Origin of the sequence: Pedobacter sp. ISL-64 (assembly GCF_018613605.1) — a bacterium.
GTDB lineage: Bacteria > Bacteroidota > Bacteroidia > Sphingobacteriales > Sphingobacteriaceae > Pedobacter.
In genome coordinates, this window is sequence record NZ_JAGGPU010000013.1 from 152892 (window position 1) to 179319 (window position 26428).

Annotated in this window: 21 protein-coding genes and 2 rRNA genes; 5 read left to right on the forward strand and 18 right to left on the reverse strand. The window is 38.7% G+C overall.

Translation table 11 applies throughout. The features are described 5' to 3' along the window. Positions 1-88 precede the first annotated feature (88 nt). The 9 genes from J7E57_RS17785 to J7E57_RS17825 form a co-directional block, all read right to left on the reverse strand. Complete coding sequence (locus J7E57_RS17785; RefSeq protein WP_215131574.1) at positions 89-883, reverse strand: SDR family NAD(P)-dependent oxidoreductase; 795 nt, start codon at positions 881-883, stop codon at positions 89-91. Positions 884-1137: 254 nt separating this feature from the next. After that, positions 1138-1497, reverse strand: a complete 360-nt coding sequence (locus tag J7E57_RS17790; protein ID WP_215131575.1) for a hypothetical protein — start codon at positions 1495-1497, stop codon at positions 1138-1140. A 339-nt stretch (positions 1498-1836) separates the two neighbouring features. Beyond that, a complete protein-coding gene (locus tag J7E57_RS17795; RefSeq protein ID WP_215131576.1) occupies positions 1837-2967 on the reverse strand; it encodes a sensor protein KdpD in 1131 nt (376 codons plus the stop codon). A 7-nt stretch (positions 2968-2974) separates the two neighbouring features. Next, positions 2975-3220, reverse strand: a complete 246-nt coding sequence (locus J7E57_RS17800) for a hypothetical protein (RefSeq protein WP_215131577.1) — start codon at positions 3218-3220, stop codon at positions 2975-2977. 145 nt (positions 3221-3365) lie between these two features. After that, positions 3366-4436, reverse strand: coding sequence for a porin (locus J7E57_RS17805; protein WP_215131578.1), 1071 nt, complete (start codon positions 4434-4436; stop codon positions 3366-3368). Positions 4437-4608: 172 nt separating this feature from the next. Beyond that, positions 4609-5169 carry a K(+)-transporting ATPase subunit C gene (locus J7E57_RS17810; RefSeq protein WP_215131579.1) on the reverse strand — a complete coding sequence of 187 codons (561 nt, stop codon included), beginning with the start codon at positions 5167-5169 and terminating at the stop codon, positions 4609-4611. A gap of 104 nt (positions 5170-5273) precedes the next feature. Next, on the reverse strand, positions 5274-7301 hold the full coding sequence (kdpB, locus tag J7E57_RS17815; RefSeq protein WP_215131580.1) for a potassium-transporting ATPase subunit KdpB: 2028 nt from the start codon (positions 7299-7301) through the stop codon (positions 5274-5276). A gap of 128 nt (positions 7302-7429) precedes the next feature. Continuing rightward, the gene (kdpA, locus tag J7E57_RS17820) at positions 7430-9148 is read right to left on the reverse strand and encodes a potassium-transporting ATPase subunit KdpA (protein ID WP_215131581.1); all 1719 of its coding nucleotides are present in this window, start codon (positions 9146-9148) and stop codon (positions 7430-7432) included. A 39-nt stretch (positions 9149-9187) separates the two neighbouring features. After that, positions 9188-9265 (reverse strand): potassium-transporting ATPase subunit F, encoded by a 78-nt coding sequence (locus J7E57_RS17825; RefSeq protein ID WP_082035969.1) that lies wholly within the window; start codon positions 9263-9265, stop codon positions 9188-9190. A 378-nt stretch (positions 9266-9643) separates the two neighbouring features. Here J7E57_RS17825 and J7E57_RS17830 point away from each other — a divergent pair, with 378 nt between their 5' ends. Both J7E57_RS17830 and J7E57_RS17835 read left to right on the forward strand, forming a co-directional pair. Then, positions 9644-9841 carry a cold-shock protein gene (locus J7E57_RS17830; protein ID WP_215131582.1) on the forward strand — a complete coding sequence of 66 codons (198 nt, stop codon included), beginning with the start codon at positions 9644-9646 and terminating at the stop codon, positions 9839-9841. Between the two features lie 72 nt (positions 9842-9913). Further along, positions 9914-10576, forward strand: a complete 663-nt coding sequence (locus J7E57_RS17835; protein WP_215131584.1) for a Crp/Fnr family transcriptional regulator — start codon at positions 9914-9916, stop codon at positions 10574-10576. 73 nt (positions 10577-10649) lie between these two features. Here J7E57_RS17835 and J7E57_RS17840 read toward each other — a convergent pair whose 3' ends face one another. The 6 genes from J7E57_RS17840 to J7E57_RS17865 form a co-directional block, all read right to left on the reverse strand. Further along, a complete protein-coding gene (locus tag J7E57_RS17840) occupies positions 10650-12137 on the reverse strand; it encodes a redoxin domain-containing protein (protein WP_215131585.1) in 1488 nt (495 codons plus the stop codon). A 4-nt stretch (positions 12138-12141) separates the two neighbouring features. Then, entirely contained in the window at positions 12142-13263 is a 1122-nt protein-coding gene (locus J7E57_RS17845; RefSeq protein WP_215131586.1) for a TlpA disulfide reductase family protein, read from the reverse strand. 39 nt (positions 13264-13302) lie between these two features. Beyond that, on the reverse strand, positions 13303-14682 hold the full coding sequence (locus J7E57_RS17850; RefSeq protein ID WP_215131587.1) for a RagB/SusD family nutrient uptake outer membrane protein: 1380 nt from the start codon (positions 14680-14682) through the stop codon (positions 13303-13305). An 11-nt stretch (positions 14683-14693) separates the two neighbouring features. Beyond that, the gene (locus J7E57_RS17855; RefSeq protein ID WP_215131589.1) at positions 14694-18077 is read right to left on the reverse strand and encodes a SusC/RagA family TonB-linked outer membrane protein; all 3384 of its coding nucleotides are present in this window, start codon (positions 18075-18077) and stop codon (positions 14694-14696) included. Between the two features lie 181 nt (positions 18078-18258). Further along, on the reverse strand, positions 18259-19251 hold the full coding sequence (locus J7E57_RS17860) for a FecR family protein (protein WP_215131590.1): 993 nt from the start codon (positions 19249-19251) through the stop codon (positions 18259-18261). Positions 19252-19415: 164 nt separating this feature from the next. Then, a complete protein-coding gene (locus J7E57_RS17865) occupies positions 19416-20012 on the reverse strand; it encodes an RNA polymerase sigma factor (RefSeq protein WP_215131591.1) in 597 nt (198 codons plus the stop codon). A gap of 517 nt (positions 20013-20529) precedes the next feature. On the opposite strand from J7E57_RS17865, the gene J7E57_RS17870 reads away from it, so the two are divergent. From J7E57_RS17870 to J7E57_RS17880, 3 genes are read left to right on the forward strand one after another with little or no spacing between them, the layout of a single operon-like run. Beyond that, a complete protein-coding gene (locus J7E57_RS17870) occupies positions 20530-21714 on the forward strand; it encodes a glycosyltransferase family 87 protein (protein ID WP_215131592.1) in 1185 nt (394 codons plus the stop codon). After that, on the forward strand, positions 21711-22643 hold the full coding sequence (locus J7E57_RS17875) for a glycosyltransferase family 2 protein (protein WP_215131594.1): 933 nt from the start codon (positions 21711-21713) through the stop codon (positions 22641-22643). The genes J7E57_RS17870 and J7E57_RS17875 overlap by 4 nt, the downstream gene beginning before the upstream one ends. A 1-nt stretch (position 22644) precedes the next feature. Continuing rightward, complete coding sequence (locus tag J7E57_RS17880) at positions 22645-23421, forward strand: polysaccharide deacetylase family protein (protein WP_215131595.1); 777 nt, start codon at positions 22645-22647, stop codon at positions 23419-23421. A 159-nt stretch (positions 23422-23580) separates the two neighbouring features. Here J7E57_RS17880 and J7E57_RS17885 read toward each other — a convergent pair whose 3' ends face one another. The 3 genes from J7E57_RS17885 to rrf (J7E57_RS17895) form a co-directional block, all read right to left on the reverse strand. After that, positions 23581-25350 carry a S8 family peptidase gene (locus J7E57_RS17885; RefSeq protein ID WP_215131608.1) on the reverse strand — a complete coding sequence of 590 codons (1770 nt, stop codon included), beginning with the start codon at positions 25348-25350 and terminating at the stop codon, positions 23581-23583. A gap of 680 nt (positions 25351-26030) precedes the next feature. Beyond that, a 5S ribosomal RNA gene (gene rrf, locus J7E57_RS17890) occupies positions 26031-26142 on the reverse strand. Positions 26143-26318: 176 nt separating this feature from the next. Further along, positions 26319-26427: ribosomal RNA gene (rrf, locus tag J7E57_RS17895) — 5S ribosomal RNA — on the reverse strand. Position 26428: the final 1 nt, after the last annotated feature.

Below are 26428 nucleotides of genomic sequence, written 5' to 3' on the forward strand. Positions count from 1 at the left end.
TGCTCCCCAATATTATTAAAAGTCTTTTTTTAGCAGCTGAAAACGATAAATTAAAAGTTCACTAACATAATATAAACGCCTAAATCAGCTACAATATCGATCTCACCAAACCGCCTTCCACCCTAATGGCAGCCCCATTGGTTCCGGAGGCTAACGAACTTACATAAAAAGTAACCGCATTTGCAATTTCACTCACATCAAGAAAGCGTTGCAGTAAGGAAGTGGACCGCATGTTCTTAAAGAAATCGGCTTCTACCTCAGCAATAGTGATGTTTCCATTTTTGGCTAAATCTTCAATAAAAACACCTACCCCTTTTGATTTGGTAGGGCCTGGCAAAATTGAATTGACGGTTACCCCGGTACCTTGGGTTAATTCTGCCAAACCACGGCTAACCGCCAGCTGTGCAGTTTTAGTCATGCCATAGTGGATCATTTCATCTGGGATAAACACTGCCGATTCGCTGGAGATAAAAATAATCCTCCCCCAATTTTTCTTTAACATCTTGGGAAATAGCTGCCGCGATAACCTGATCCCACTCATTACGTTGACTTCGAAAAACCTAAACCAATCTTCATCACTGATATCTTCAAAAGCTTTAGGTTCAAAAATGCCTGCGTTGTTGATCAGAATATCTATCTCCGGAAGTTTATCGATTAGGCTACTTACTTCATCGGCTTTAGAAAAATCAGCAGCTATTCCTGAAATAAATTCATTCCCAGCAATACCTTGCAGCGATTTCACGGCATCATCAACACTGCTTTGCGACCGGCCATTGATGATTACTTTTACACCTTCTTTTAATAAACTTTCAGCAATTGCGAATCCGATCCCAGCGGTAGAGCCACTTATAAAAGCTGTTTTATGTTTTAACTGTAAATCCATTCTTTGATTTTTAAATAATGTTTACGATAAAATTTTAATTGCCCTACGGGTGATACAAACTGAACAATTTTCTGGCTGAGAAGTGTCATAGAAGTATGCTAAAAAATGAACTGCCAGGTAAGGACAAAAAGTTAATTCTGCAGAAAATTAATGATTATAATATGAGAATAGCTATAAAAAGATAATTAATGCGATGCTATTAATTGCAAACACAAAAACAGCCTTCGGGCCTGTTCAATAAACGGCGTCATTGATTAATCTTTTACTTTACAGCTTTTAGGCTGGGTTGCCAATAGTACCCCTCCAAGAGCAGCCGTAAGAAAAACGCCTTCGAAAATCAATAACCTTTTTCTCTTTTTAAAGCCGCTATAAAAGGTATGGGCTGCAATAACCCCCAGGCCAACAAACTCTATATACTGTTGTATCCTTTTCGACGAATCTTTGTTTTTAATCAGCGCAATGCATAGTAATTCGTCAATTAAACTAATGTTTTTAGAAATACCCTTTCTAATCTGTGCCTTACTTGCCAAAGCACCTAGTTTCTTCGCCACAGTTTGCAATCCTGTAGTAGTAATCTCATTAATCAAACGTGTTTTAGTATCTTTTTTTTCCATATCGCTTTCCTTAAGTCTTATTATTTCAACCCGGCTTATGGCATATAGTTTTGACTAATTTGAGAAAAGCTTACTACCATTAATTTAAGCGTTTTTAGCGACAGATGTACACGGATTTTAAACACTAAAATAGTAGTGGGATGATCTTTTACGATCAGAAAATGAATTGTAGCAGTTCTTGGCAACCTGCAGTCCCGCCATTCGCTATAGCCCTCATTGAAAAATTCGGGGCTGTCGCTGCTGTCGGGTTTATGAACAAAGGTTCTGCCATGCCACATTCAATACTCCTAGAATGTCACCCTGAGCGTAGTCGAAGGGCTATTACATTGATCATCTTTTTTAAGAGAGAATAACCAGATCGATGTCTTTCATTGCTAAATTTTTTAATAAACCATTAAAAACCGCAGTACGCAGAATGACCTGGAATATATTAAGATGGGGTTTCCCAATACAAATGGTGGTAATTTCTTTCTCGTTTGCAATATCAATGATGGTTTTGGTTATCGCATTACTCTTTACTTTGATCACTTCGGCCCCAAGCTCGGTAGCCAGTTTAAAATGATTAATCAGATGGCGCTGTTTATCGAGTTTAATACGTTCCATGCTTTCACTATCGCTCTGCACATACAGTACAATCCATGGCGATCGATAATAGGAGGCCAGCCTTGCTGTTTTCCGGATCACCACTCCTGCGGTTTCTGCATTAGAAGAAATACAGGCTAAAAAACGTTCAGGCCGAAGTTTGATTGATTTTGGAATTTCGGTCTGGATTTTCCGTTCTACCTGGTGCACCACTTCTTTTAAGGCCAGTTCGCGTAACTGAAGAATTTTATCAGACTGAAAAAAATTGCCAAGTGCCCTTTCAATTTTTGATTGATCATAAATTTTGCCTTCTTTAAGGCGGGTAACCAATTCGTCGGCGGTAAGGTCGATGTTTACGATTTCATCGGCAATTTCCAATATCTTATCTGGGATACGTTCGGTAACCACTATTCCGGTAATCTGCTCAATTTCCTCATTAATGCTTTCCAGGTGCTGAATATTAACAGCCGAGATCACACTGATCCCCGCCTCGAGCAGATCGAAAACATCTTGCCAGCGTTTAGTATTTTTGCTGCCCTCGGTATTGGTATGAGCAAGTTCATCAACAATAACAATCTCAGGATGGCGGTTCATAATTCCTTTCAAATCCATTTCTTCGATTTCCTTGCCTCGATAAAAAATTTTCCTCCGCGGAATAATGGGAAGGCCTGCAACAAGGGCTTCTGTTTCTGCTCTTTTGTGGGTTTCAACATAACCGATGCAAATATCGACTCCATTTCGCAGTAGCGCATGAGATTCCTGGAGCATACGGTAAGTCTTGCCCACACCGGCACTCATGCCGATATAAATTTTGAGCTTTCCGCGCCTGGATTTTTTAACCAGATCCAAAAAGTGCCTGACCGATTCTTCTTTTTGTTCTTCTTCCATGATCTTTTTACCAGGTAACAACCATTATTCCTTTTTCTATTAATATGGTGATGGCAACAATCATAAGGGTAAATAATACCATCATAAATTTAAGTGAAATCTTCCTGGAAATCAGTTTGATCTGTTTTTTTGTTGCATAACTTCTCTTGACCTTGGGTGTTCTTCTCCTTTTCAAAGAATTGAGTTTTCTGATCATCAATATTCCCAATACCGACAGAAACAGGCTGAACAGAATTTCTATGTATGGATGCATTGTTTTTATTAAAGAATTATCTTAAAAGTTAATTTCATTTCTAAACTGGCCGTCATCTCGACTGAAGCGCAGCGCAATGGAGAGATCTGCATTAGATTTCTCGACTGCGCTTTGCTCCGCTCGAAATGACGAACGCCATTAAATTTTAAAACGATACCGCGATACTGGCGGTGAGGGTGGCATCGGCATTTACCGCTGCTGCATCCCTTGCAAATATTTTGTCTTTACTATCATAGGCTTTTCCTTCCAATCTGATTACTGCATTTGCTATGGGCGAATAATCAAGGTTTAACGAGTAACCCTTGGTTTTAAAACCTTCTGGCATTCCAGTTGCAATAAAAATTCCGTTTTTATCTTCATAATATTCGAATCTTCCGGCAACAGCCCATTTCGGTGCAAATTTATACTGTAGGATTGCTACTGGTGAGATTACCTCATTTTTATCATCACTACCTTTTTGTTTCTGCTGGGTTCCGTAATCAAATCCAAGGGTTACGCCAAATTTATCGGTAAGCTGAAAAATGCCGTAAATGTTGTGGTAAAACCTATTTACCCTAACCGAATCAACACCTTCAGTTCCAAGATAATTACTGTAGTTCACTGTGATCTTATCGGTTGGTTTCCAGCTTAATTGGAGTCCGCCTGCAGGTTTGTTGTTTCCATTTTGGCGCGTAATGCGCTGCCATCCATTCAGGTAAAGTGCTGTTGCTGTAAATCTGCCATCTTTGGTACCATAGGTAATTTTTGCACCCGACTCGTAATAAGGGGTATTCTCTGAAGAAATATTCCTAGTGAGTACCCAACAGTCTTTCGAAACCGCACCTTCAAAACCAATATGCGAAGAAAAGATTCCAGCGTCAATCCAAAGGTTTTCCGACTTCAATAATTTTACGCCTGCATTGGCCTCGAAGATATTTTTTAATACCCCAGGTTCGGCAGCAAGATTGGCATTGGCATAAGTTCCGGCCATGACCGCTAAGTTTGCGCGGATATTCCCACTATCGTATGCCGCTTTAATAAATCCAAGGTTCAGATTTACCTCGTTTGCACGGTTATGGGAATAAATAAAACCCGGGCGGTTATGATCGGCTGGTTTGTTAAAATCGTATCCATAGTAGGCCTCAAGATAACCCATTACTTTAATTTTAGGTTCATCTTGTGCTTTTGCAAAAAATGTAGTAGTAAGTGTAGCGGCAAGTAATAGTATTTTTTTCATCTGTATATTATTTTATCAGATTGTTTTATTGGGTAAGATATAGTCCGATCGTCATCTCGACTGGAACGCAGTGAAATGGAGAGATCTTTAAACGGGTTTAATTAGATCTCTCTTCCGAAGGAGTTCCTTTGGGACACTACGGTCGAGATGACGATTTCTCGCTAAACCACCATTAAAGCTCATCAAGGGCAAGGTTTAATTTCAACACATTTACCGACGAAGGGCCAAAAACACCCATAAATGGTTTGAGGGTATTCATGGCAATAAGTTCTTTCACCTTTTTCGCGTCTATATTTCTGGCTTTTGCAACCCTCTGGATCTGAATCGCGGCGCCTTGCTCCGAAATATTTGGATCAAGCCCGCTTCCTGATGCGGTAACCATATCGGCTGGGATATCTGTTTTTTTGATGCCCGGATTGTATTTTAATAAGGTATCAATACGAGACTGCACTTCCTTTAAATAATCGGGATTGGATGGCCCTTTGTTAGAACCTGCAGAACCCGCTGCATTGTAAGCAACCGCTGATGGTCTTCCCCAGAAATATTGCGGTTTGGTAAACGATTGACCCAGCAACGCATAACCAACTGTTTTACCATTTTTGGTGATTTTCTCTCCTCCACCGTTGCCTTTAGACATTTTTCCAATAAAGGCCACAGTAATGGGATATATTACGCATAACAGTACCAATAGTACCAGGGTTAAGCGGATAGATTGAATGATATACTTTTTCATGATGATAATTTTAATTTTTTGTTTGATGCGTCATTCCCAACTTGATTGGGAATCTTAAAGCTCTAGCATTACGATTCCCGCATACGCGGGAATGACGGATTCCTTTACACAAATAGACCGACCAATAAATCGATTATTTTAATTCCAATAAATGGGGCTACTACACCACCAATACCATATATAAACAGGTTTCTGCGCAATAAAGCAGTTGCGCCGATAGGTTTGTAAGCCACACCTTTTAATGCCAGTGGAATCAGGATTGGAATAATGATGGCGTTAAAAATCACAGCCGACATGATAGCTGATTCTGGTGAGTGCAGCCCCATAATATTCAGGCTTTGCAAGGCAGGAATTGAAGCGATAAACAATGCCGGAACGATGGCGAAATACTTGGCCACATCATTCGCAATGGAGAAAGTGGTTAGTGTACCACGTGTAATTAGCAACTGTTTACCAATTTCTACAATCTCGATTAGTTTAGTTGGGTCGTTATCCAAATCGACCATATTACCAGCCTCTTTTGCAGCCTGTGTTCCACTATTCATGGCTACACCAACATCTGCCTGTGCTAAGGCAGGCGCATCATTGGTTCCATCTCCCATCATTGCTACCAGTTTACCTAAGTTCTGTTCGTCTTTGATGTAGTTCATTTTATCCTCGGGTTTGGCCTCAGCAATAAAATCGTCAACACCAGCTTTCTCTGCGATATATTTAGCTGTTAATGGATTATCACCCGTAACCATCACGGTTTTCACACCCATTTTCCTTAAACGTTCGAAACGTTCGCTGATCCCTGGTTTAATAATATCCTGAAGTTCGATTACGCCAAGGGCTTTTTCATTTTCAGACACCACAAGTGGCGTTCCTCCATTGGTAGCAATGGCCTTTACATGATTTTCGATATCGGAAGGAAAAATATTTCCAGCTTTTTCTACGATATTCCTGATCGAATCGAAAGCCCCTTTTCTAATTCTTCTTCCGTCAAGGGTATCTAATCCGCTTGAGCGGGTTTCGGCAGTAAATTTGATAAAAGTAGATCCCTGAGGTGTTCCGTCAGATTTAACACCCTGCTCAGCAGCCAGTTCTATGATTGATTTTCCCTCTGGGGTTTCATCGGCCAAAGAGCTCAGCAAACAGGCATCAGTAAAAGCTTTAATGTTTACACCTGCTGTTGGATAAAAATTGGTCGCTTTACGGTTACCAATAGTGATCGTTCCAGTTTTATCTAAAAGCAATACATCAATATCACCCGCAGTTTCTACCGCTTTACCCGATTTGGTAATTACGTTGGCTCTTAATGCCCTGTCCATTCCGGCAATACCAATGGCAGATAAAAGTCCGCCTATGGTGGTTGGGATCAGACATACAAACAGCGAGATCAGCGCGGCAATGGTAATCGGTGTATTGGCATAATCGGCAAAAGGTTTCAGCGTTACACATACGATGATAAACACCAGGGTAAAACTGGCCAGTAAAATGGTTAAAGCAATTTCGTTTGGTGTTTTCTGACGCGATGCACCTTCAACCAAGGCGATCATCTTATCTAAGAAGCTTTCGCCTGGGGCAGTACTCACCTGAACTTTAATCTCATCAGATAATACTTTTGTACCACCTGTTACCGAAGATTTATCACCACCTGATTCGCGAATTACAGGAGCAGACTCACCGGTAATGGCCGATTCGTCAATAGTGGCAATACCTTCAATAATCTCTCCATCAGTTGGAATGGTATCGCCTGTTTCGCAAAGAAACACATCGCCTTTTTTTAACTGGTTGGATGAACGGATTTCGATGGTTCCATTAGCCAATAGTACTTTTGCAGGTGTTTCTTCTCTTGTTTTACGGAGACTATCAGCCTGTGCTTTACCTCTTGCCTCTGCAATGGCCTCGGCGAAGTTTGCAAACAGCACAGTAAGCAATAAAATTAAAAAGATGAAGAAATTGTATAAAGGCGATCCTTGTCCGCTATGACTAAAAGAATATATAGTCACATAAGCCATTACCATTGTTCCGATTTCGACGGTAAACATGACCGGATTGCGGACCATTACCCTTGGATCGAGCTTGATGAAAGATTGTTTTAGTGCGGTCTGCACCAAGGCAGGTTCGAACAATTTATTATTGGGTTTCATTTTTTTATTTATTATGTGATTTCACAGATTTAATTGATTTCACAGATTTATGTGTGGTCTGTCATCCTGAGCTTGTCGAAAGACCTTTGACAACTGCATTTCGACAGGATCAATGTGACAATTCTCATTTATTTAAGCATGGTAAAATATTCTGCCAAAGGACCTAGTGCCAAGGCAGGGAAATAAGATAATGCGTTCAGTACCAGAATAACTGCAAAAGTCATCAGGGCAAAGGTTTTGGTATCTGTTTTAAGCGTACCGGCCGATTCAGGAATGAATTTTTTAGCACCTAATAATCCAGCGATTGCAACAGGGCCGATAATCGGTAAAAAACGACCAAGGAAAATCACAATACCGGTAGATAGATTCCAGAAGATATTGTTATCGCCCAATCCTTCAAACCCTGAGCCGTTGTTAGCGTTGGATGAAGTCATTTCATATAACATTTCTGAGAATCCATGGAAACCAGGGTTATTGAGCCAGCTTTTAGGTTGCACTGCCCATGCGGCATCACCATGACTTGTAAAAACATAACTTGCAATGGCTGTTCCGGCAAGGATCAAAAACGGACTTAACAAAGTGATAATCGCCGCAATCTTAATCTCTCCAGCCTCTACTTTATGCCCAAGAAACTCCGGTGTTCTTCCCACCATCAAGCCTGAAATAAATACGGCAACAATGAGGTAAATGAAGTAATTCAATAAACCAACACCGCAACCTCCATAGAATGAGTTGATCATCATTCCCAGTAATTGCCATGTGCCTGACATTGGCATTGTACTATCGTGCATACTATTTACCGATCCGGTAGAAATAATTGTCGTTACAGTAGCCCAGTAAGCAGAGGCAGCGGGACCAAAGCGGACTTCCTTTCCTTCCATAGCACCAGTGGTTTGGGAAATCCCCATTTTGGCCAATGCCGGATTACCACCTAGCTCAGAGTTGAGCATCGGGATGAGCAGCATAAACAGACCGATGGTCATAACACCAAAGATGGTCCATGCTAGTTTCTTCCTGCGGATGAAATAACCAAATGCAATTACCATTGCAATAGGAATGATTACCTGCGCAATTAGCTCAACCATATTGGTAAAATAACTTGGGTTTTCAAATGGATGTGCCGAATTGGCCCCAAAATAACCTCCACCATTAGTGCCTAAATGTTTAATGGCAATCATTTGAGCAGCAGGTCCTCTCGAAACATGGACGGTATCGCCTTGTAGGGAAATAAATTGATCTTTACCCTCATAGCTTGCCGGGGTACCATTAAAAGTTAAGATTAAAGCAACCACAAGCGATAAGGGCAACAATAAACGGGTAATAGATTTTACAAAAAACTCCCAAAAGTTACCGAGCTCAGTTGTTGTTTTATCTCTAAAAGCTTTGAAAAGGACTACTGCAGCCGCAATACCGGTTGCCGCACTTACAAACTGAAGAAACATGAGCACATATTGCTGGGTAAGGTAACTTACACCACTTTCGCCTGAATAATGTTGCAGATTACAGTTGGCAACAAAGCTGATAATGGTGTTAAAAGCCAAATCTGGCGTCATCGCAGGGTTGCCATCCGGATTGAATGGAAGTTTATCCTGAAAGATGAGTACAAAAAAGCCGTAAAATAACCATAATATATTAATGGTAAGCAGTGCTTTTAACTGCTGTTTCCAGTTCATTTGTTCTTTAATATTGATTCCGGAAAGCTTGTAAATACCAGTTTCCAATGGCTTTAAAAAATCTGTCCAGACTTTTTCTCCTGCAAAAACCTTAGCCAGGTATTTACCCAATGGTATTGCGATGACCAGGGTGAGCAGGAAGGTGGCGATAATGCCTGTTAATTCAGTATTCATTTTTTGATTTGTTAATTGCGCTCCGTACAGGAGAAAAGATTAAAATTTTTCGGGTTTGATCAGCACGTAGATCATATAGATAAATACGGCGATGGCGATAATAAATAATGCGATCATAATATTAGATTTTTTCGAACCAGTCGATTGATTTGTAAGTAGCCCAGCAGAGCAGGATTAGGATTAAAAAAAAGAGTATGGTCATGATTGTATTGATTTTACATGCCATTAGCCAACTCTTATACCACAAAAGAAAAATAAATCACAAACAAATGATTTACAAATAGTTACAAACAAAAAAGGCTTTTAAATTTAAATTAGGCATAAAAAAACCCTTCCATTTTGGAAAGGTTTTTTTCATTTGGGAAAAATTAGTTCGTCATTGCTGAGAAGAAACGACAGCCTAACGCTGGTCTTAGCATCCCGCTAAGACTAGGAGAGCCAAAAAACTTTGTAGCCACATTACACGTATGTTAGTTAAATGCAAACAGACGTATAATGAGAAAGGGCACGGTAATACAAATCGATCAATCGGTTGGCTTTGGACTTATACAAGATGAAAACGAACAGGAAATTGCATTTTGTTTAGCAAATCTTAATGAAAATATCACTGCTGGCGACCTGGTAGAATTTAAAATCGAGCTAATGGCGCATGGGCTTACGGCCACCAACCTTCGCCAATTATTACATATTTAAATGCACGTTTTCATATTATTTTTGTATATTATAAAAATAGCAGGATGATTATTTATCAAAAAAGATCACTTTTTGAACCTAAAAGTTTATAACATTATGCCCAATTCTAACAACAGTTCTTTTGTACTGCCACTTCTCCAGTATATGGAACAATACCATAAGCTTTCCAATAGCCTTATTGCACAGTATGAAAAACATTGCTCACTGGTCATAGTCAGAAAGAATAAACATATTGTTTCCCCTGTTGATAGTAATGCAGCACTTTACTTTGTAAAAAGTGGCATTGTTCGTGGTTTTATAAAAGATGGGACCAAAGATATTACCACCTGGTTTTGTTTTGGAAATAATATTGTAGGCGCTATTCGTCACCCTGATTTACAAGCTAACCACTCTGTAGAATATTTACAGGCGTTAGAAGATTGCGAGCTGATCCGCATTCCTTATACTTTAATCGACTATGCGTATTCCCATTTCGAAGAAGCCAACATTATCGGGCGAAAACTGTTAGCTGTACATTACTATGCTGCATCCGAAAGATCTATACTGGCCAGAATACCCAATGCATTGCGGCGGTACCAAAAGCTGGCAGAAAGCGGAAAAGTAGACTTAAACAAAATACCGCTCCGCTATCTCGCAAGCTATTTAGGAATGAGATTAGAAACCTTAAGCAGGGTTAGAAGCAAAGAGCTGCATAAAAGTGTACATCGCGATGTTGCCGTATTAATAGAGAAATAGTGGCGCTTTTAAAAAAACAAACCCCGTACAGTTATTTGTACAGGGTTAAAAATTCTAGTAAAACACGAAGGATTTAACCTTTTTTAATCATATCAATCATCATCGAAATTTCATCTACTGCAGCTTCATTGCTGCCATCAAAACCCATCAGGTTAAATCTGATGTTCCCTGCAGGATCAATCACAAATTTTGAAGGAATTCCCGATACTTTATAATCAGTAACCACCTTGTTAGCTTTCGAATCAGGATCTTTAGTATCCATTAATACCTCGAAACTATATTTCTGCGATTTAATATAATCGCTTGCATCTTGAGTTGGGGTGGCTGTTTTCTCCCAGGTATGAATAAACAAAAACTTCACGTTTGGATCTTCTTTATATTTATTAACGGCCATTTGCATGGCAGGGAAAGAAGCCTTACATGGCCCACACCAGGTAGCCCAAAAATCGAGGATTACCACCTTACCTTTTAAACTGCTTAGTGTAACTTTTTTGCCTTCAATATCGGTTAATGTAAAATCTACAGCTGGTTTATTAATGATTTCTTTATTGAGTTTTTGCTGTAGATTGGCGAGAATCCCTTTTCTGATTTCAGCAGCATAGGCATCGAAACCCGCATCACTTCCCTTTACTTTGATATAAAGTGTTTTAAAGGTACTACTCATTTCATCATTGGCCTTGCCCGATTTTACGGCCTCCTCCAATTTAGTATAAGCCTCCTGATTTTTATTCAATGCCATTAATATTTTGGCGTATTGAAAATTCGATCTCGGAGAGGCAGTTTTTGGATTTTTAGCTGCTAAATCGGCATAAATAAGTGCTTCATTATACTTTTTCTGTTCGAAAAGAATACCTGCATATGTCATGGTTAAACCCGGGTAACCCGATGCGGCAAATTTGGATGAATTTTGGTTAGGCAACTTTCCATCATAATAAGTTTTAGCACTTTCCATGGCTTTTTTATAATATACAGCTGCATTTTTTAAATCGCCGGTTTTATAAAAAGCCTCTGCAATACCACCAAACCCATTTCCTTTCCAAAAATCTACCTGCAGTTTGTTAATATACTCAATAGCCTTAGCCGCATTTTTTTCTTTGGCATATTCGGAAGCAATAGCCGATACCGCATAATCGTACACAATCAATTCTTCTCCAGAACCCGACACCGGAAATTTCTTAATCCATATTTTATAGGCATTTTCTTTCGCCAGTGCCGTTTTCTCATCATAAATTTTGCTGGCTTCCTGCGTCCTCGCTCTCGAACCTTTAGGGAACTTCTGTAATTCAACCTGAACAAGTGAATCGGAAGCTTTTACGTTTTTTAACCGGTAATAGTAATTAATGGCCAGGTCAACATCTTTTTCCTGATCTGAAGCGGCCAGTTTTTGTAATTTGGTTGCCAATAGTACTTTATCTGCAGGTTCCTTCGAAGCTACCAGTTTGTCTAGATAAATCCTCGTTGTATCTACGGGTTTGGTTTGCGCTTTTAAACCGCCAACGCTTCCTAGAATGATGATAGAAAGCAATCTTAACATTTTGTTGCTGATATTTAGTGTGCTCATGTGATTAATCTTTAAATAGGTTTGATAATGTGTTATTCAATTCTTCTCCACGTAAATCTTTTGCAACCACTTTTCCATCCTTATCCAATAAAAAGCTAGCGGGAACGGATTTTACACCGTACAATGCCGCTGCAGTATTCGACCAGCCTTTAAGTTCAGAAACATGTTTCCATACCAAACCATCATCGCTAATTGCTTTTAGCCAGGCTTCTTTTTTACTGTCTAACGATACACCCAAAATTTCGAAACCTTTATCATGGTATTTTTTGTAGGCAGCAACTACGTTCGGATTTTCTTTACGGCAGGGACCGCACCAGCTTGCCCAAAAATCTACTAAAACATATTTTCCACGAAGTGCAGAAAGTTTAAGTGGTTTTCCATCTACATCATTCATTACAAAATCTGGAGCCAGTTTTCCCCGAGCAGTTTTATTGGTTAATGCTAAACTTTCTTTTATGGTTCTACCGTAAAATGAAACTTTAACCGCTGGGGCAAATAATGCATACATGGCTGCTGCTTGCTCGGGATATGGATAATTAATAAAGCGGTCTTCCACAATTGCCGCAACTGCTACAGAAGAGGAATTTGCTTCTACATAAGCTTTTATTGCATTTTGGTTAAGCACATCGAGTGCTTTAAATTCATCATCGAAGGATTTACGCTGTGCCGGGTTTAAGGTTACTTTACCTTTTTGATTTGCACTATCTAAACGGCGGTAAATATCACCAGCTTTTGAGGTTATCGATTTCCAAGGGCCATTATAAAAACCAAAATAAACATCGGTTTCTGGCGAACCGATCACTTTGGCCTTAAACAACGAATCCTTATCGCCAACTATCGAGATGTCTTTATTTTCTAAAAGAAAGTTTTTTTGTTGCTTACCACCCTTAAGCTTTAAAGCATACATTTTAACCTCGGGTACTGTACCGTTAAAAGCGAAACTGCCATTAGTAATAACAGTAGAATCCTTAATTTCTTTATCGCCAATGTTATGCGAAAGATAAATTAATCCCTTATCTATCCCTTTTATCTTACCCGTTAATTTATATCCTCGTTGTACGTTAAAAGCAGTTGCAACCAAAAGGACCAAGGTAACTGTTGCTATTAATTTTATTGTTTTTTTCATGATTGATATCGTTATGGGAGCCAAACAGGCTCCCAATAATTAATTTTGATAACCTGGATTTTGAGTTAAATTGGTATTGATCAGGATTTGCGCCTGTGGAATCGGGAATAAAACGGAAGTTGATTTCCAGGTTGGTTTTAATGCGCTAATTACAACATTTGCGCGACCAGTTCTTTTTAAATCGAACCAGCGGTGGCCCCATTCTCCAAAAAATTCTACTTTTCTTTCTTGTTCAATGGCTGTTAACATCTGCGCCTGATCTAAAGCAGCACTAACACCACCTAAGCCAGCCCTGGCTCTAACCATATCGATATCTGTTTTTGCGCCAGAAAGGTTGTTTTGCTGTGCCCTGGCTTCAGCACGGATCAGGTATTGTTCAGCAAACCTAAGCGCAACATTATATTCATTGCCAGTTCCAGTGCCTATTTTATATTTGCTTATACCATAGTAGGTTTTCCCGCCAATTGTTTTGGTAACTGTCCAATTAGTTCGGCGTAAATCAGTTGTATTTTCAAAGCTTTGATACGTTACATCTGCAAGCGTATAAGTTGGAATTACCGAAGGCAAGGTTACATATGCAGCACCAGGCACAGAAAGACCCGAAATATTACCAATCTGCCAGATAATTTCATTACTGGTATTAACAAAAGCCGCCTCTGGAGCCGGAAGTGTATAAACCGCTGAACCTATAACCTGTGTAGCCTGTGCTTCTGCATTTACATAATCTTTTTGGTAGAGGTAAACACGAGCTAAAAGCGCTGTTGCTGCATATTTATTTACCCTGCCCCTAAATGTGCCCACATAAGCAGTAGGCAATAGGCTTTGTGCCTCTGTTAAATCGTTTACAATTTGGACATAAACATTAGCTGTTGATGTACGGGGCAAAACTGCATTTTCAAAAGCCGAGTAATCGTCTTTTAATGGTAACGGTACATCTCCATATAGATTTACGAGGTGGAAATACACAAACGCCCGCATAAATTTAGCTTCACCCAAAAGCTGATTTTTTATAGAAGGGGTCAAAGTTGTGGAAGCGCTGAGACCACTAATAGCGTTATTAGCATTTTTAACCAATTGGTAAGTTGTTCCCCATATGGTATTAGCTGTGCCATTAGTATTGGTTATGGCATTATTCGCAAATTCCTGGATCAATACATTACTAGCATTGTATTGCAGATCATCGCTAGAAACTCCAGAATAAAAAGTAAGCGACGTAATTAACCCATTGGTAGCCTGCGATGAAAATGAATACAAGCCCATCACAACACTCTGTGCAGCGGCATCTGTTTTAAAGGCATCTTCGAACAAAACCTGAGTTGGCGGCGCGCCCAGTTCTACAAATTTTTTGCAGGAAGAAACAGTTGAGACTATTGTAAGGATCAATATTTTATAAAAGAAATTTCTATATATTTTTTTCATGATTTTATCAGTTAAAATGAACAGTTAACACCAAATACAATGGTTCTTAGTGGGGGTAATACCTGACTGATTGTACCGGTACCTAAACCCGGAGGCCCGCCCTGAATAGTTGTTTCTGTGTCTAAGATGTACTTATTCTTTGCCCATGTATATAAATTCTGGCCTTGAATAAAGATGCTACAGTTAGACATTTTAATCTGCTTTAACCATTCGGTAGGCAAAGAGTACGATAGGTTTACAGATCTCAGTTTTAAATATGAAGCATCCCCATATACTGCATCAGATGATGTGAAATTGTTATAGGAAGCAGCGATTACTGATCCCGCTGTCGCCGACGCTCCCGGTAGGTTGGCATTTGTGTTTGTTGGTGTCCATCTTCCCAGCCAATAGTCGTTTTGGTTGCCAAGTGCGCCAGGTCTGTTGTTTACAATTTGAGTAACCCCAAAACGGTGGTTAAATTGAAAAAATATGCCCAGTTCAAAATTTTTATAGGTGAAAGTATTGTTGAAACCTCCGAAAAATGGCGTTCCCAAATCTGCAATATAACGATCGTTAGCGGTAATACTACCATCACCATCTTTGTCCTCATAAATCGCTGCTCCATTGGCGGGGTTAACGCCGAGAAAATGATACAAACGGATGACATTGATTGGTTGCCCTACAATATAAGTTGAGGAATAAAATGATTTATCCAGACCTGGAAATTCAGTAACTTTATTACTGGTAAAAGTAAAGTTAGCAGAGGTTTTCCACGAAAAATCTTTTGTCAGCACATTGCTGGTATTCAGTTCAAGTTCCAGACCTTTGTTTTGAATTGTTGCTGGTAAATTCAACGTATAACTGTTGTATCCACTTTGACTGGCCAGAGCATTAGAAGTGATTTGATCTGCTGACCTGTTTCTGTAATAATTGGCAGTAAAAGAAATCCTGTCCTTTAAAAAACCTAGATCTATAGCAAACTCCATTTTCTTGGTGGTTTCCCACTGGATAAATTCATTTGGGAGATTACCTACATTTGTTGCTGCATTGCCAAGATAAGCAGTTGATGAAGAATATAAGGGCAGATAAAGGTAGTTAGAAATCTGATCGTTACCTGTAGTACCATAACTTCCCCGCAATTTACCAAAGCTTAAGAATGATAAATTATCTTTTATAAAATCTTCTTGAGAGAAAACCCAGCCTGCACCAATGGCACCAAAATTTCCAAAACGGTTTTTAGGGCCAAACCGTGATGAACCATCCCTTCTAAAAGTCGCATTAAAAAGGTATTTTTCACGCCAGTTGTAATTTAGCTTCGCAAAAACGGCATTATATTTATACTTTACAATATTGTTGTACCTTACCGTAGTGGTACCGGCAGCACCCAATGTGCCCAATAACGATTCGTTACTGTAATTTGTGCCGGAAAGATAAAGACCATTGGATGTGTTTTGCTGAAAACTTGTTCCAATAAGCGCAGTTAATACTCCTCCACCAATATTTTTAACATAATCAAGCGTTGGCTCGATAATCCAGTTTTGGGCATTCAGATTAGTGAAATCAGCAGAACTTGTTGGGTTGTTTGCCGGGTTTTGAGCTGATGCCGGATTTGTAGCCGTCTGATCCAACCTGGTATTCGTATAACCAAAATTTGCTTTGGCCGTTAAACCTTGTAAAATGGTATACTTCAAATTGGCATTAGCAATTAAGTTATTAGTTACTCCGCTGTATCGCTTTAGTAAAGTTGCCAAGGGGTTAGTGTAATTTGTAGACCAAAATAATTTACCTGTAGCATCGTAAAGAGGAAGGTTTGGTGGCAAATTATAAACTGATGAAACATCTTCGGTTGGTATATTGGTATTGTCATTAGTATAGCTAACAGAAAACGAAGCGGTAAATTTCTTATTTAGCGAGTTATGGTCTAAATTCAATCTCGAAGAGAATCTTTTGTCATTGTTATCGCCTAAAAACACGGTACTTTCTCTGCGGTATGCAGAATTGAAGAAAAAGCGCGTCTGCTCATTACCACCAGACATTGAAGCCTGAATTTCATTTATGTGGCCCCTGTTCCCAATAAACATTTTCTGGAAATCGGTTGAGCTGTTTCTGTCCCATACCGTCAAATCTGGGGCATTGTTACTGTTCGGCGTTACACCATCATTTTTAAATGCTTCTGTCCGCAGGGCCAGGTATTGTTCAAGATCTAACACAGGGATAAAACGGTTCACCTCTGTAAGGCCAGTGTTAAGGTTGAATCCAATTTTTACTTTTCCCGATTTTCCTTTTTTAGTGGTAATTAAAACCACCCCGTTCGCTGCTCTGGAACCATAAATCGAAGTCGCATCGGCATCCTTCAAAATATCAATACGTTCAATATCAGAAGGATTGATCATACTAAAAGGGCTTAAACCTCCACTAGCACCCGAAGTTCCAAAAGCATTTAAGTTATCTGTTGCAGGAGAGCCCCCATTAAAATTGGTAAACGGAACACCGTCTATTACGTATAATGGAATTCCTCCTTGGGAAAGCGAATTTTGACCTCTGATCTGCACCTGAACGGCTCCTCCCGGAACACCATTGTTCTGGGCAATCAATACGCCCGACATTCTGCCCGATAGTGCCGCTAATGGATTCCCAACAGGTTGTTTTTCAATCTCTTTTGCAGTAATGGATGCAACAGATCCGGTACTCGTTTTTCTGGTTGTAGTGCCATAACCAATAATCTGTACTTCATTCAGGCTGCCTACCGAAGGTTTCATTACAATCTTGTACGAATTTTCTGAGCCAATAACCTGTTCTGCATTCTGATAACCAATGCAAGTAAAAAGCAACACTTTCGTTCCCTCATCCGGAAGGTTAATTCCAAACTGGCCGTTTCTATCAGTCGCTGTACTCACCTTATTACTTTGTTTCAACATTATTGAAACCCCTGGGATGGGAACTCCATCTTCATCTACCACAATACCAGAAATTCTGATGTCAACAGGCACCGCTTTAACTTCTGGTTTTATCGAAGAAATTAAAATTCTGTTATTTAACTGCGTTATTTTAAAACGTTTGGAGTTAAACAGCACATCAAGCAGTTCCTGAACCGTACGTTTTTGCACCGGGATATTTATTTCCTTTAGTTCTTTAAGATCGGTATTTCTATAAATAAAAATAAAAGGTGTTTGCTTTTGAATTTTTTCAATAGCAGAGAATACACTCTCATGATTTAATCCAAGCACTACTTCTATATTGGAGATCGATTGACCTTTGGTATCAGAAGCAAAGATTAATGAAGAGGTGGCAAAGGTTATTATAGCTAATACAAAGCTTAAACGCATAATCTGACGAATTAGATATCGTGATTTTTTGGAAGCGAAAAATTTCTTACAGGGATTCCCGCCCTCTGCTGATTGTGCAGAAAATTTCATAATTTTAAATGTTTTAAATGATGCCTAAATTGTTTAATACATGCTGTTCCAATTCCAGCTGGAACAGTGCAAATTTTATCTCTCTGTCTTGCAAGGACAGGGAGATTTTTTCATCAAATGTGGAAATAGTAGAGTTCTTTCATGTAGTTCGGTTTGTTTGGTTTTAGTTGATATTTATTATTTAATTATTACAATCCTTGCCCGAAATAAAAATCTCATTGGCCTTGGTTACGTATGCTGCATTATTAAAAGAAGTAATAACCTGCAAAATTTCATCGAGGCTTTCACCCTTCTGAAAAGTAGTGGTAAAACGGCAATTTTTGCCCCGGTCATCTACAAATGTAATTTTGGTTCCAAATCGTTTGGCTAGTAGATCAATGGCATCTTTCATCGTAATGTCCTCAAAGAAAATATCTTTTGCCTGCCAGTCGACAACTTCCTGCGATATCACTTTGGTCAGGCTTGGCATTTTTCTTTTTTCATCAAAGGTTAGCTGTTGATTAGGTGTAAGTACCCCTAAAAGCTTTTGATGATCCTGCACACTTACTTTTCCACGCGTTACCGTTACCACAACCTTCTGTCCGTCAATAGCTTTAATATTGAAAGCGGTGCCCAAAACAGTTGTTTTAACTTTTCCAGCATAAACGATAAAGGGCTTGGCCGAATCATGAACAATATCAAAATATCCTTCTCCTTTAAGTGTAACTTCTCTGGTATCGCCATCAAAGTGTTGGGGATACAGCAAAACCGCACCATTATTTAATATCACTGTACTCCCATCCGGTAATACTATTTTTTTATGCTCTATGTCTGCTACTACATTAACAACTGCTATATTGGCTTTAGCTGTTATTTTCTGTGTTGCAGGCTTTAAAAAATAGAAAGTAGAAAAACCTGCAATTAATAATATAGCGGCCCAACCTATCCAGCCAAAATTTAATTTAAACGACTTCTTTTCTTCCCCGCCCACAATTTCATTAAAAATTTTACTGGCCTTACTTTCTGTTATAGTTTCGTCTGATTGAAATAAATCCCAATCATTTTCCATTAAGCGTTTTTCAAATTCAACATTGCTTGAGGCGTTAAGATGATTAAATAAAACGCTCTTTTCTTCTTCGGAGATCGTATTTTGAGCATACTTCTCCAGAAGTTCACTTATTTCTTCATTTTTCATACAAATGGGCGATATAGAAAAGATATTATTTTGTTCGTTTTAATAGTTGACGTTTGTGAAACACAAAAAGAGGTAGTCAAAAAAAAGTTTTTTAAAAAAAAAACAATCTAATACTAAGAAAACAACTTAAATCTTAGCAAAATCCAATAGAATTGATGGAGCGCTTATTTTAATAGTCCCAGAAAAACGAAAGAGATGAGTGGTACAGCATTATTTTCACCAACCATGGTGCGCAATGTTTTTAGGGCTTCTCTTAAATGAACCTTAACAGTAGCGGGTGCAATATGAAGTATTTCTGCAACTTCTTTTTGTTTCATCCCTTCAATATGGCACATGCGGTAAACCAATCCTTGTTGCTTAGGGAGTTTGGCCAGTAATTGATCAACGTAGCTTTGCGCATCTTTCCGCATAATGGCATCTTCAGTCCCTGTGTCCTGCTCGCTCCACACAACTTTCTGTAAGTCTGATGTTTTGTTTTCAGCGGCAATAGCCCTAAGCAAGTCTAAAGTAAGGTTAACGGCAATTCTTCGAATGTAGCCACCAAAGTTTTCAATGGCATTCAGATTTTCCCTTTTTAACCAAATTTTAAGGAAGGTTTCCTGAACGATCTCTTCAGCTCTTTCTTTAGATTTAAGGTAGCGGTTGGCGTAAGAAAAAACCTTATTTTTATAAGCATCAAAGATCAAGCGAAAGGCCTGTTGATCGCCAACAGCTATTTTGAGCATTAAATCTCGTTCCCCTCCCAATTCCTTATTTTGCATATACTAATATAATATTTTCAAAGCAGGTTTTCTTGGTTAACGAAGTGTTTTTGCAGTGCAAAAAGATCTCATTCATTAAATAACATTGAATTTAAAAACAACTCATAGGAAACTAAAAAATTAATCCCTACCCTACAATGATTGCAATTTATATTTCCTGTCCGAATCTATATTTTTTGGTAAGACTACAAAAAAATCTGGTTATTCCCGCTAATTAGGATACAATTTAATAATAAGCTTCTTAAAATCACTCTTCAGCCTTAAACAATACCGTTTTATTTACCTAATTGCTCAAATGCAGCAATTTTTAATTAAATCAGGCAATATGGAAACTACTAATATCCAATTGGGGTGCAATTATAACGGCTCTCCATCATCATTCATAATTTAGTCCATCCAGGATCTATCCAAAAATATGTACACATAAACACCTAATATCCAAGCCAATAAAACACACCTACTATGTAGATGATTATGCAAATTGTTAAAATGGTTATATTGCGGTACTAAAATCATAATGAATAACCCGAAAAACGCTAATCTTAACAAACTTTCGTCATTCCTATTAAAAAAGGAATGCGTAATTGTTATTTATCTCATACTAGCTATAGTTGCTGGATTTAAACAGTATCACCATCACACTTATAACAACTATCTGATCTTTAAGTATGTTTACTGGCATACCACAGATCTTCAAAACTTATATAATAATTACCCTGAATATCTCGATAGTAACCACTACGGACCTTTATTTTCAGTCTTTATTGCGCCTTTTGCACTATTACCCGATGGTTTAGGCGCAGTGCTTTGGAATGTGGCTAATGTATTAATTTTGCTTTGGGGAATTTATAGTCTTCCTATATCGATAAACAAACGGACTATTATTGCCTGGATCTGTGCGCACGAAGCCTTAACTGCACTCTTTAGTTTTCAGTTTAATATTGCCCTAACGGGAATTATTTTACTCAGTTTTTCTTATCTTATTAAAAAGAAAGAAATACAGTCTGCTTTTTTTATCGCCTTTGGTACTTTGGTTAAATTATATGGAATTGTTGGATTAGCATTTTTCTTTTTCAGCAAGAACAAATTAAAATTCATTGTAGGTTGTTTTATTGCTTTTGCTGTACTATTTGCCCTGCCGATGGCCATTTCGTCTCCCGCATTTGTAGTTCAATCATATAGCGATTGGTATTATTCCCTTGCCCATAAAAATGATTTAAATGCATCGTTAACTTCCTTTCAGGATATTTCTTTGATGGGTATTGTAAGGCGGGCAACAGGTAACATAAACATTCCCAATGCCCCGTTTTTATTGGTTGGTATTATATTATTTGGTTTACCTTATTTACGGATTAAGCAATATAAACACCTCGGCTTTAGGTTAATGTTACTCGCATCCACACTTATTTTTACGGTTATATTTAGCAGCGGTTCTGAATCACCAACTTATATTATAGCTTTTGCTGGCGTTGCCATTTGGTTTATGGTGCAGCAAAACCCCAAAAAAGGATGGATAATGGCCTTATTTATTTTTGCATTTATATTAACCAGCCTATCGCCAACCGATATTTTCCCAAGGCCGGTTAAAGAATTTATTCGTCTATATTCGCTTAAAGCCCTACCTTGCGTTATCATTTGGTTAACCATAGTCTATCAAATGATGAAAGAAGATTTTGAGTCTTATCTGATTGCCGATAAATGAATAAACTAGTTTCCATAGTAATTCCTGCTTACAACGAAGCCGATAATATTTTTGTAATAGCCGAAAGTATTAAAAAAGTTTTTTCGACCATCAATTACGATTATGAAATTATCCTGGTTGATGATGGAAGTGCCGATCATACCCTCGAAAAAATAAAGAGTTATGCCTCAACAGCAGGTAATATATTTTTCCTCGAATTTTCTAAAAACTTTGGTCACCAACTGGCAGTTAAAGCAGGTATGGACCATGCTTTTGGCGATTGTGTAATTTCTATGGATTGCGATATGCAACATCCTCCAGAACTGATTCCGGAAATGCTACAGAAATGGCAGGAAGGTTTTGAGGTGGTGTACACCATACGGGAAGAAGATAAAAGTTTATCAAAAGGCAAAAGAAGTTCCTCAAACCTATTTTATAAAACCTTAAACTGGCTATCAGATATTGATCTGGAACCAGGAGCAGCAGATTTTCGTTTGCTCGATCAAAAAGTTGTTAGTGTTTTCAGGAATTTTCATGAAAACGAGCCCTTTCTACGTGGTTTGGTAAAGTGGCTTGGTTTTAAGCAGTTTGCCATCCGTTACAATCCTGCAGCACGTTTTTCGGGAAATAGCAAGTATACCTTTAAAAAAATGTTAAGACTGGCCTTGCACGGCGTTACCTCTTTCAGCATAAAACCCTTATACTCTGCAGTATACCTGGGCTTCATTCTTTCTTTTGCCTCTGTACTGTATATACCCTATATTATTTACGCTTTTGTAAACCATGTAGAAGTTTCTGGCTGGGCTTCAGTAATTATGACGATTGTCTTTTTTGGGGGGCTACAGCTTATTATTTTAGGCATCATCGGTATTTACGTAGGTAAAATGTTTATGCAGTCTAAAAACCGTCCCAATTATATTATCCGTTCAACCAATATTCAGCAAAAATAAGATGGTACTGTTAAGTTTTGATATCGAAGAGTTTGATATGCCTTTTGAATACGGAAAAGATATTTCTTTCGAAGAGCAAATTGCCATTTCGAGGGCTGGCACCATAACCATTTTGGATATTTTGGATAAATATGAGGTAAAAGCTACTTTTTTTTGTACGGTTACTTTTGCTGAAAATATTCCGGATCTGATTAAAAGGATTACAGAAACGGGCCACGAACTTGCCTCGCATGGTTATTATCATTCTGATTTTAAACCCGAACATCTTCTCCAATCCAAGCTAAAATTAGAAGAACTCTCTGGCAAAGAAATTACAGGTTACCGTATGGCGAGAATGATGCCTGTTGACGAAAAGGAAATTGAAAAAGCTGGATATACTTATAATACGTCCATTAATCCAACCTATTTACCAGGGCGCTACAATAATTTTAATGTCTCTAGAACACATTTCATCAAAAATAATGTATTGCAGATTCCAGCTTCGGTAAGCCCGTTAATTAGGTTTCCGCTGTTTTGGCTGTCTTTCCACAATCTGCCTTTAGGCATTTACAAAACATTGGCCAGCTGGACTTATAAAAAAGATAAATACCTGAATATCTATTTCCACCCCTGGGAATTTACCGATCTCAATAATTTTGAACGTTTTGGTTTCCCTGGTTACGTTAGGAAAAACACAGGTACAAAAATGATCCAAAGGATGGAAGAATTGATTTTATGGATGAAAGCGAAAAAATATCCTTTCGGCACCTTCCAGGAGTTTATTAAAAACCTTGCTTAACAGCTTTCATTTTTTTCCTTTAGCCTTCAGAGGGTTTACAGACGTTATTAGCCCCGGGCGGAGCGGCATCCCCGAAAACGCAGTGAAGGGATACAGCGGAGAACGGGAACAAACTTTTATAGCTGTAAGAACCTTGCGCTGCTAAAGAAACTTATTAAACTACTTATTATAACTTTCTGCCAACTTAAGTGCATTGTACGCATTAACAATACCTCCGCTTACACATATTTCGCTAAAAAGCACACGGGTGTTCTCGCCTCTTTGATTTTTGTATTTTATCTTGTGTACAACCTTCGAAACCGATTTCATGATAATCTCTCTTACCTGCGCTGGTTTTAAATCTGGGTAATAACTTAAAATCAACGCCGCCAGGCCAGCCACAACAGGCGAGGCCATACTCGTTCCATCAGCTTCTTCATATTTATTATCAGGAACGGTTGATTTGATTAAAAATCCAGGGGCAAAAACATCTACATTATATTTGCCATAGTTAGAGAAATCGGCTTTCAGGTTATCATCATCTTTATAAGCACTTGCACCTACTTCGATCCAATTATTGGCATGGGGCAGATTAAACTTTGCTGAGTCGATTGGTACAGGCTTTACTAATGTAGATCGGTCATAAGCTGGCCTCGTACCCATTCCGTTATTTTGTGATATAGGCCTAGGTGGGGTAAAATCTGGCTTGCTAGGCTTTTTATTGGCTTCCTTATAAACTTCAGCCTCTTTGCTGTCGAAAAACTTATTAGGGAAATTCTCTTCAATATCATTATTTTGGTTATCGTTCCCGGCAGCATGCACCAATAACACACCTTTAAGTTCTGCATATTTTACTGCAGAGTCTACTGCTTTTTTATCCCATTTGTAACTTTTACCAAAACTCATGTTAATTACTTTGGCACCATTATCTACCGCGTATCTGATGCCGTTTGCTACATCTTTATCCCGCTCATCTCCTGTAGGTACTACCCTAATGGCCATAATACTCACATTATTGGCTATGCCCAAAATACCTGCAGAATTTGTACGATCAGCGCCAATAATTCCCGACACGTGTGTTCCATGAAAAGCATCAGGGCCTTTTACGTCATTGTTTCCATAATCTTTCTGATAAGGATTGCTATAATCATCGCCAACCAGTTGTGCACGCATATCATATTTAGGGTTTAAGTTGTACTTTAGCATTGCATCGTATTGCTTGTACCCGTCCTTTATATTCTTATAAAATTTCTCGAAACTACCATCCTCTTTAGAACCTTTTCTGATGATTGTTTTTACCTGCTCTTCAGTTTCATCATCGGCTTTATACCGGTCAACATCCTCCATCGTAGGGATCCCTTTTTTATTGATCTTGGCTACAGAATCTAAAACTTTGTTAATGGCAATCAGAACAGAAAAAGTATTGCTGGCATCTTCGTACTTTTTGCCGAAATCGCCAACCATCTTTTTATACAGCTTAAATTCTTCTTTTTGTGTACTATCTAGAGGTGTCAAATTAGTTGTCGATTGATATTTTGGTGTATAAATCCTTAATAACCGCACCAGTTCCAAATTATCAAACTCCAGATTACCCTTTTTTGAACCTATAAAATTCCAGCCATGAATATCATCAACATAACCATTGCCGTCATCGTCTATTCCATTTCCGGGGATTTCTTTTTTATTCGTCCATAAAACACGTTGCAAATCAGGGTGCTTGGTATCCACTCCACCATCAATTACTGCTACAATAATATTTTGCTTAGGTTTTTTATCTTTTAAAAGCTCACGATAAGCTTTCTCTGTACTGATACCAAAATATCCGTTTTCCAATAAATCGAGGTTAAACCAATTGGCAGGGAGTTGTACATTTTTACTTTGAGCAAAAACGCTAAAATTTACACACAAAATAAAAGCAAGAAAAGTTAATTTCTTTAGGTTCACATTCATCATCATAATATGTACGTAATATTACAATAATACGGTTTTATTACCTTGAGGCTGAAAGATTTTACATTTTTTAACAAGAGTATAATAATCAATTTAGAGCAGCTACTTTAAGAGTAGACTAATCCTTAAATGCTTGGCAATAATCGAGGTCCTTTTACCATTAAGAGCATTAAGAATGGTAAACTTAAATAAGTTCCTTCGCTGTGGAGAAAGATAGTCTTAATGTAGCGTTTAACTTATTTGTTAAGTATAATCCAGATGGTTAATATTTTGATACTTTGGAGCGCAGTAGCAGTAAAACGTAGGTCGGGTTCCGTCCTGCTGTCCGCTGCAATCCTTTTTGGAAACCCTTGGGATAGACAATCTACCTCTGCCAAAAAGGGATTTCCGCTGCCATCAGGGCTATTTAACCTGGGACGGAAGATGTAAACGGAAGAGGGATCAGGTTTGCGCAAATCAGCGTAATCTGCGGGAACAGAACCTTACCCCTTTAATGGCAGAAATAACCGCTGTTACAATTCCTTTCACCACTAAGGGATTAAGGACATCAAGAAGATCATATTGGAAAAGGCCCTTAACCATCTTCACTCCTTGATGGTGAAAACAAGATAGGCATAGACTATAAAATGCCTTTAACGAAGAAAACCCCTCGACTCATCGTCAAGGGGTTTCTTTTTAAGATCTGGCACCGACCTACTCTCCCACGTGTTACCGCAGTACCATCGGCTCTGGTGGGCTTAACTTCTCTGTTCGGAATGGGAAGAGGTGGACACCACCGATATAGGCACCTGAATATTTTTAAATAAGGTTGAGGGTTGGAAGGTGTAGGGTATAAGGTATCAACCTTACGCCTTAAGCCTTTTGCCTTTTGCCTTTCAGTATTTCAATTTCACCGGCCTTAAAAACACAGGGCCCTGTATATAACGAAGAAAACCCCTCGACTCATCGTCAAGGGGTTTCTTTTTAAGATCTGGCACCGACCTACTCTCCCACGTGTTACCGCAGTACCATCGGCTCTGGTGGGCTTAACTTCTCTGTTCGGAATGGGAAGAGGTGGACACCACCGATATAGGCACCT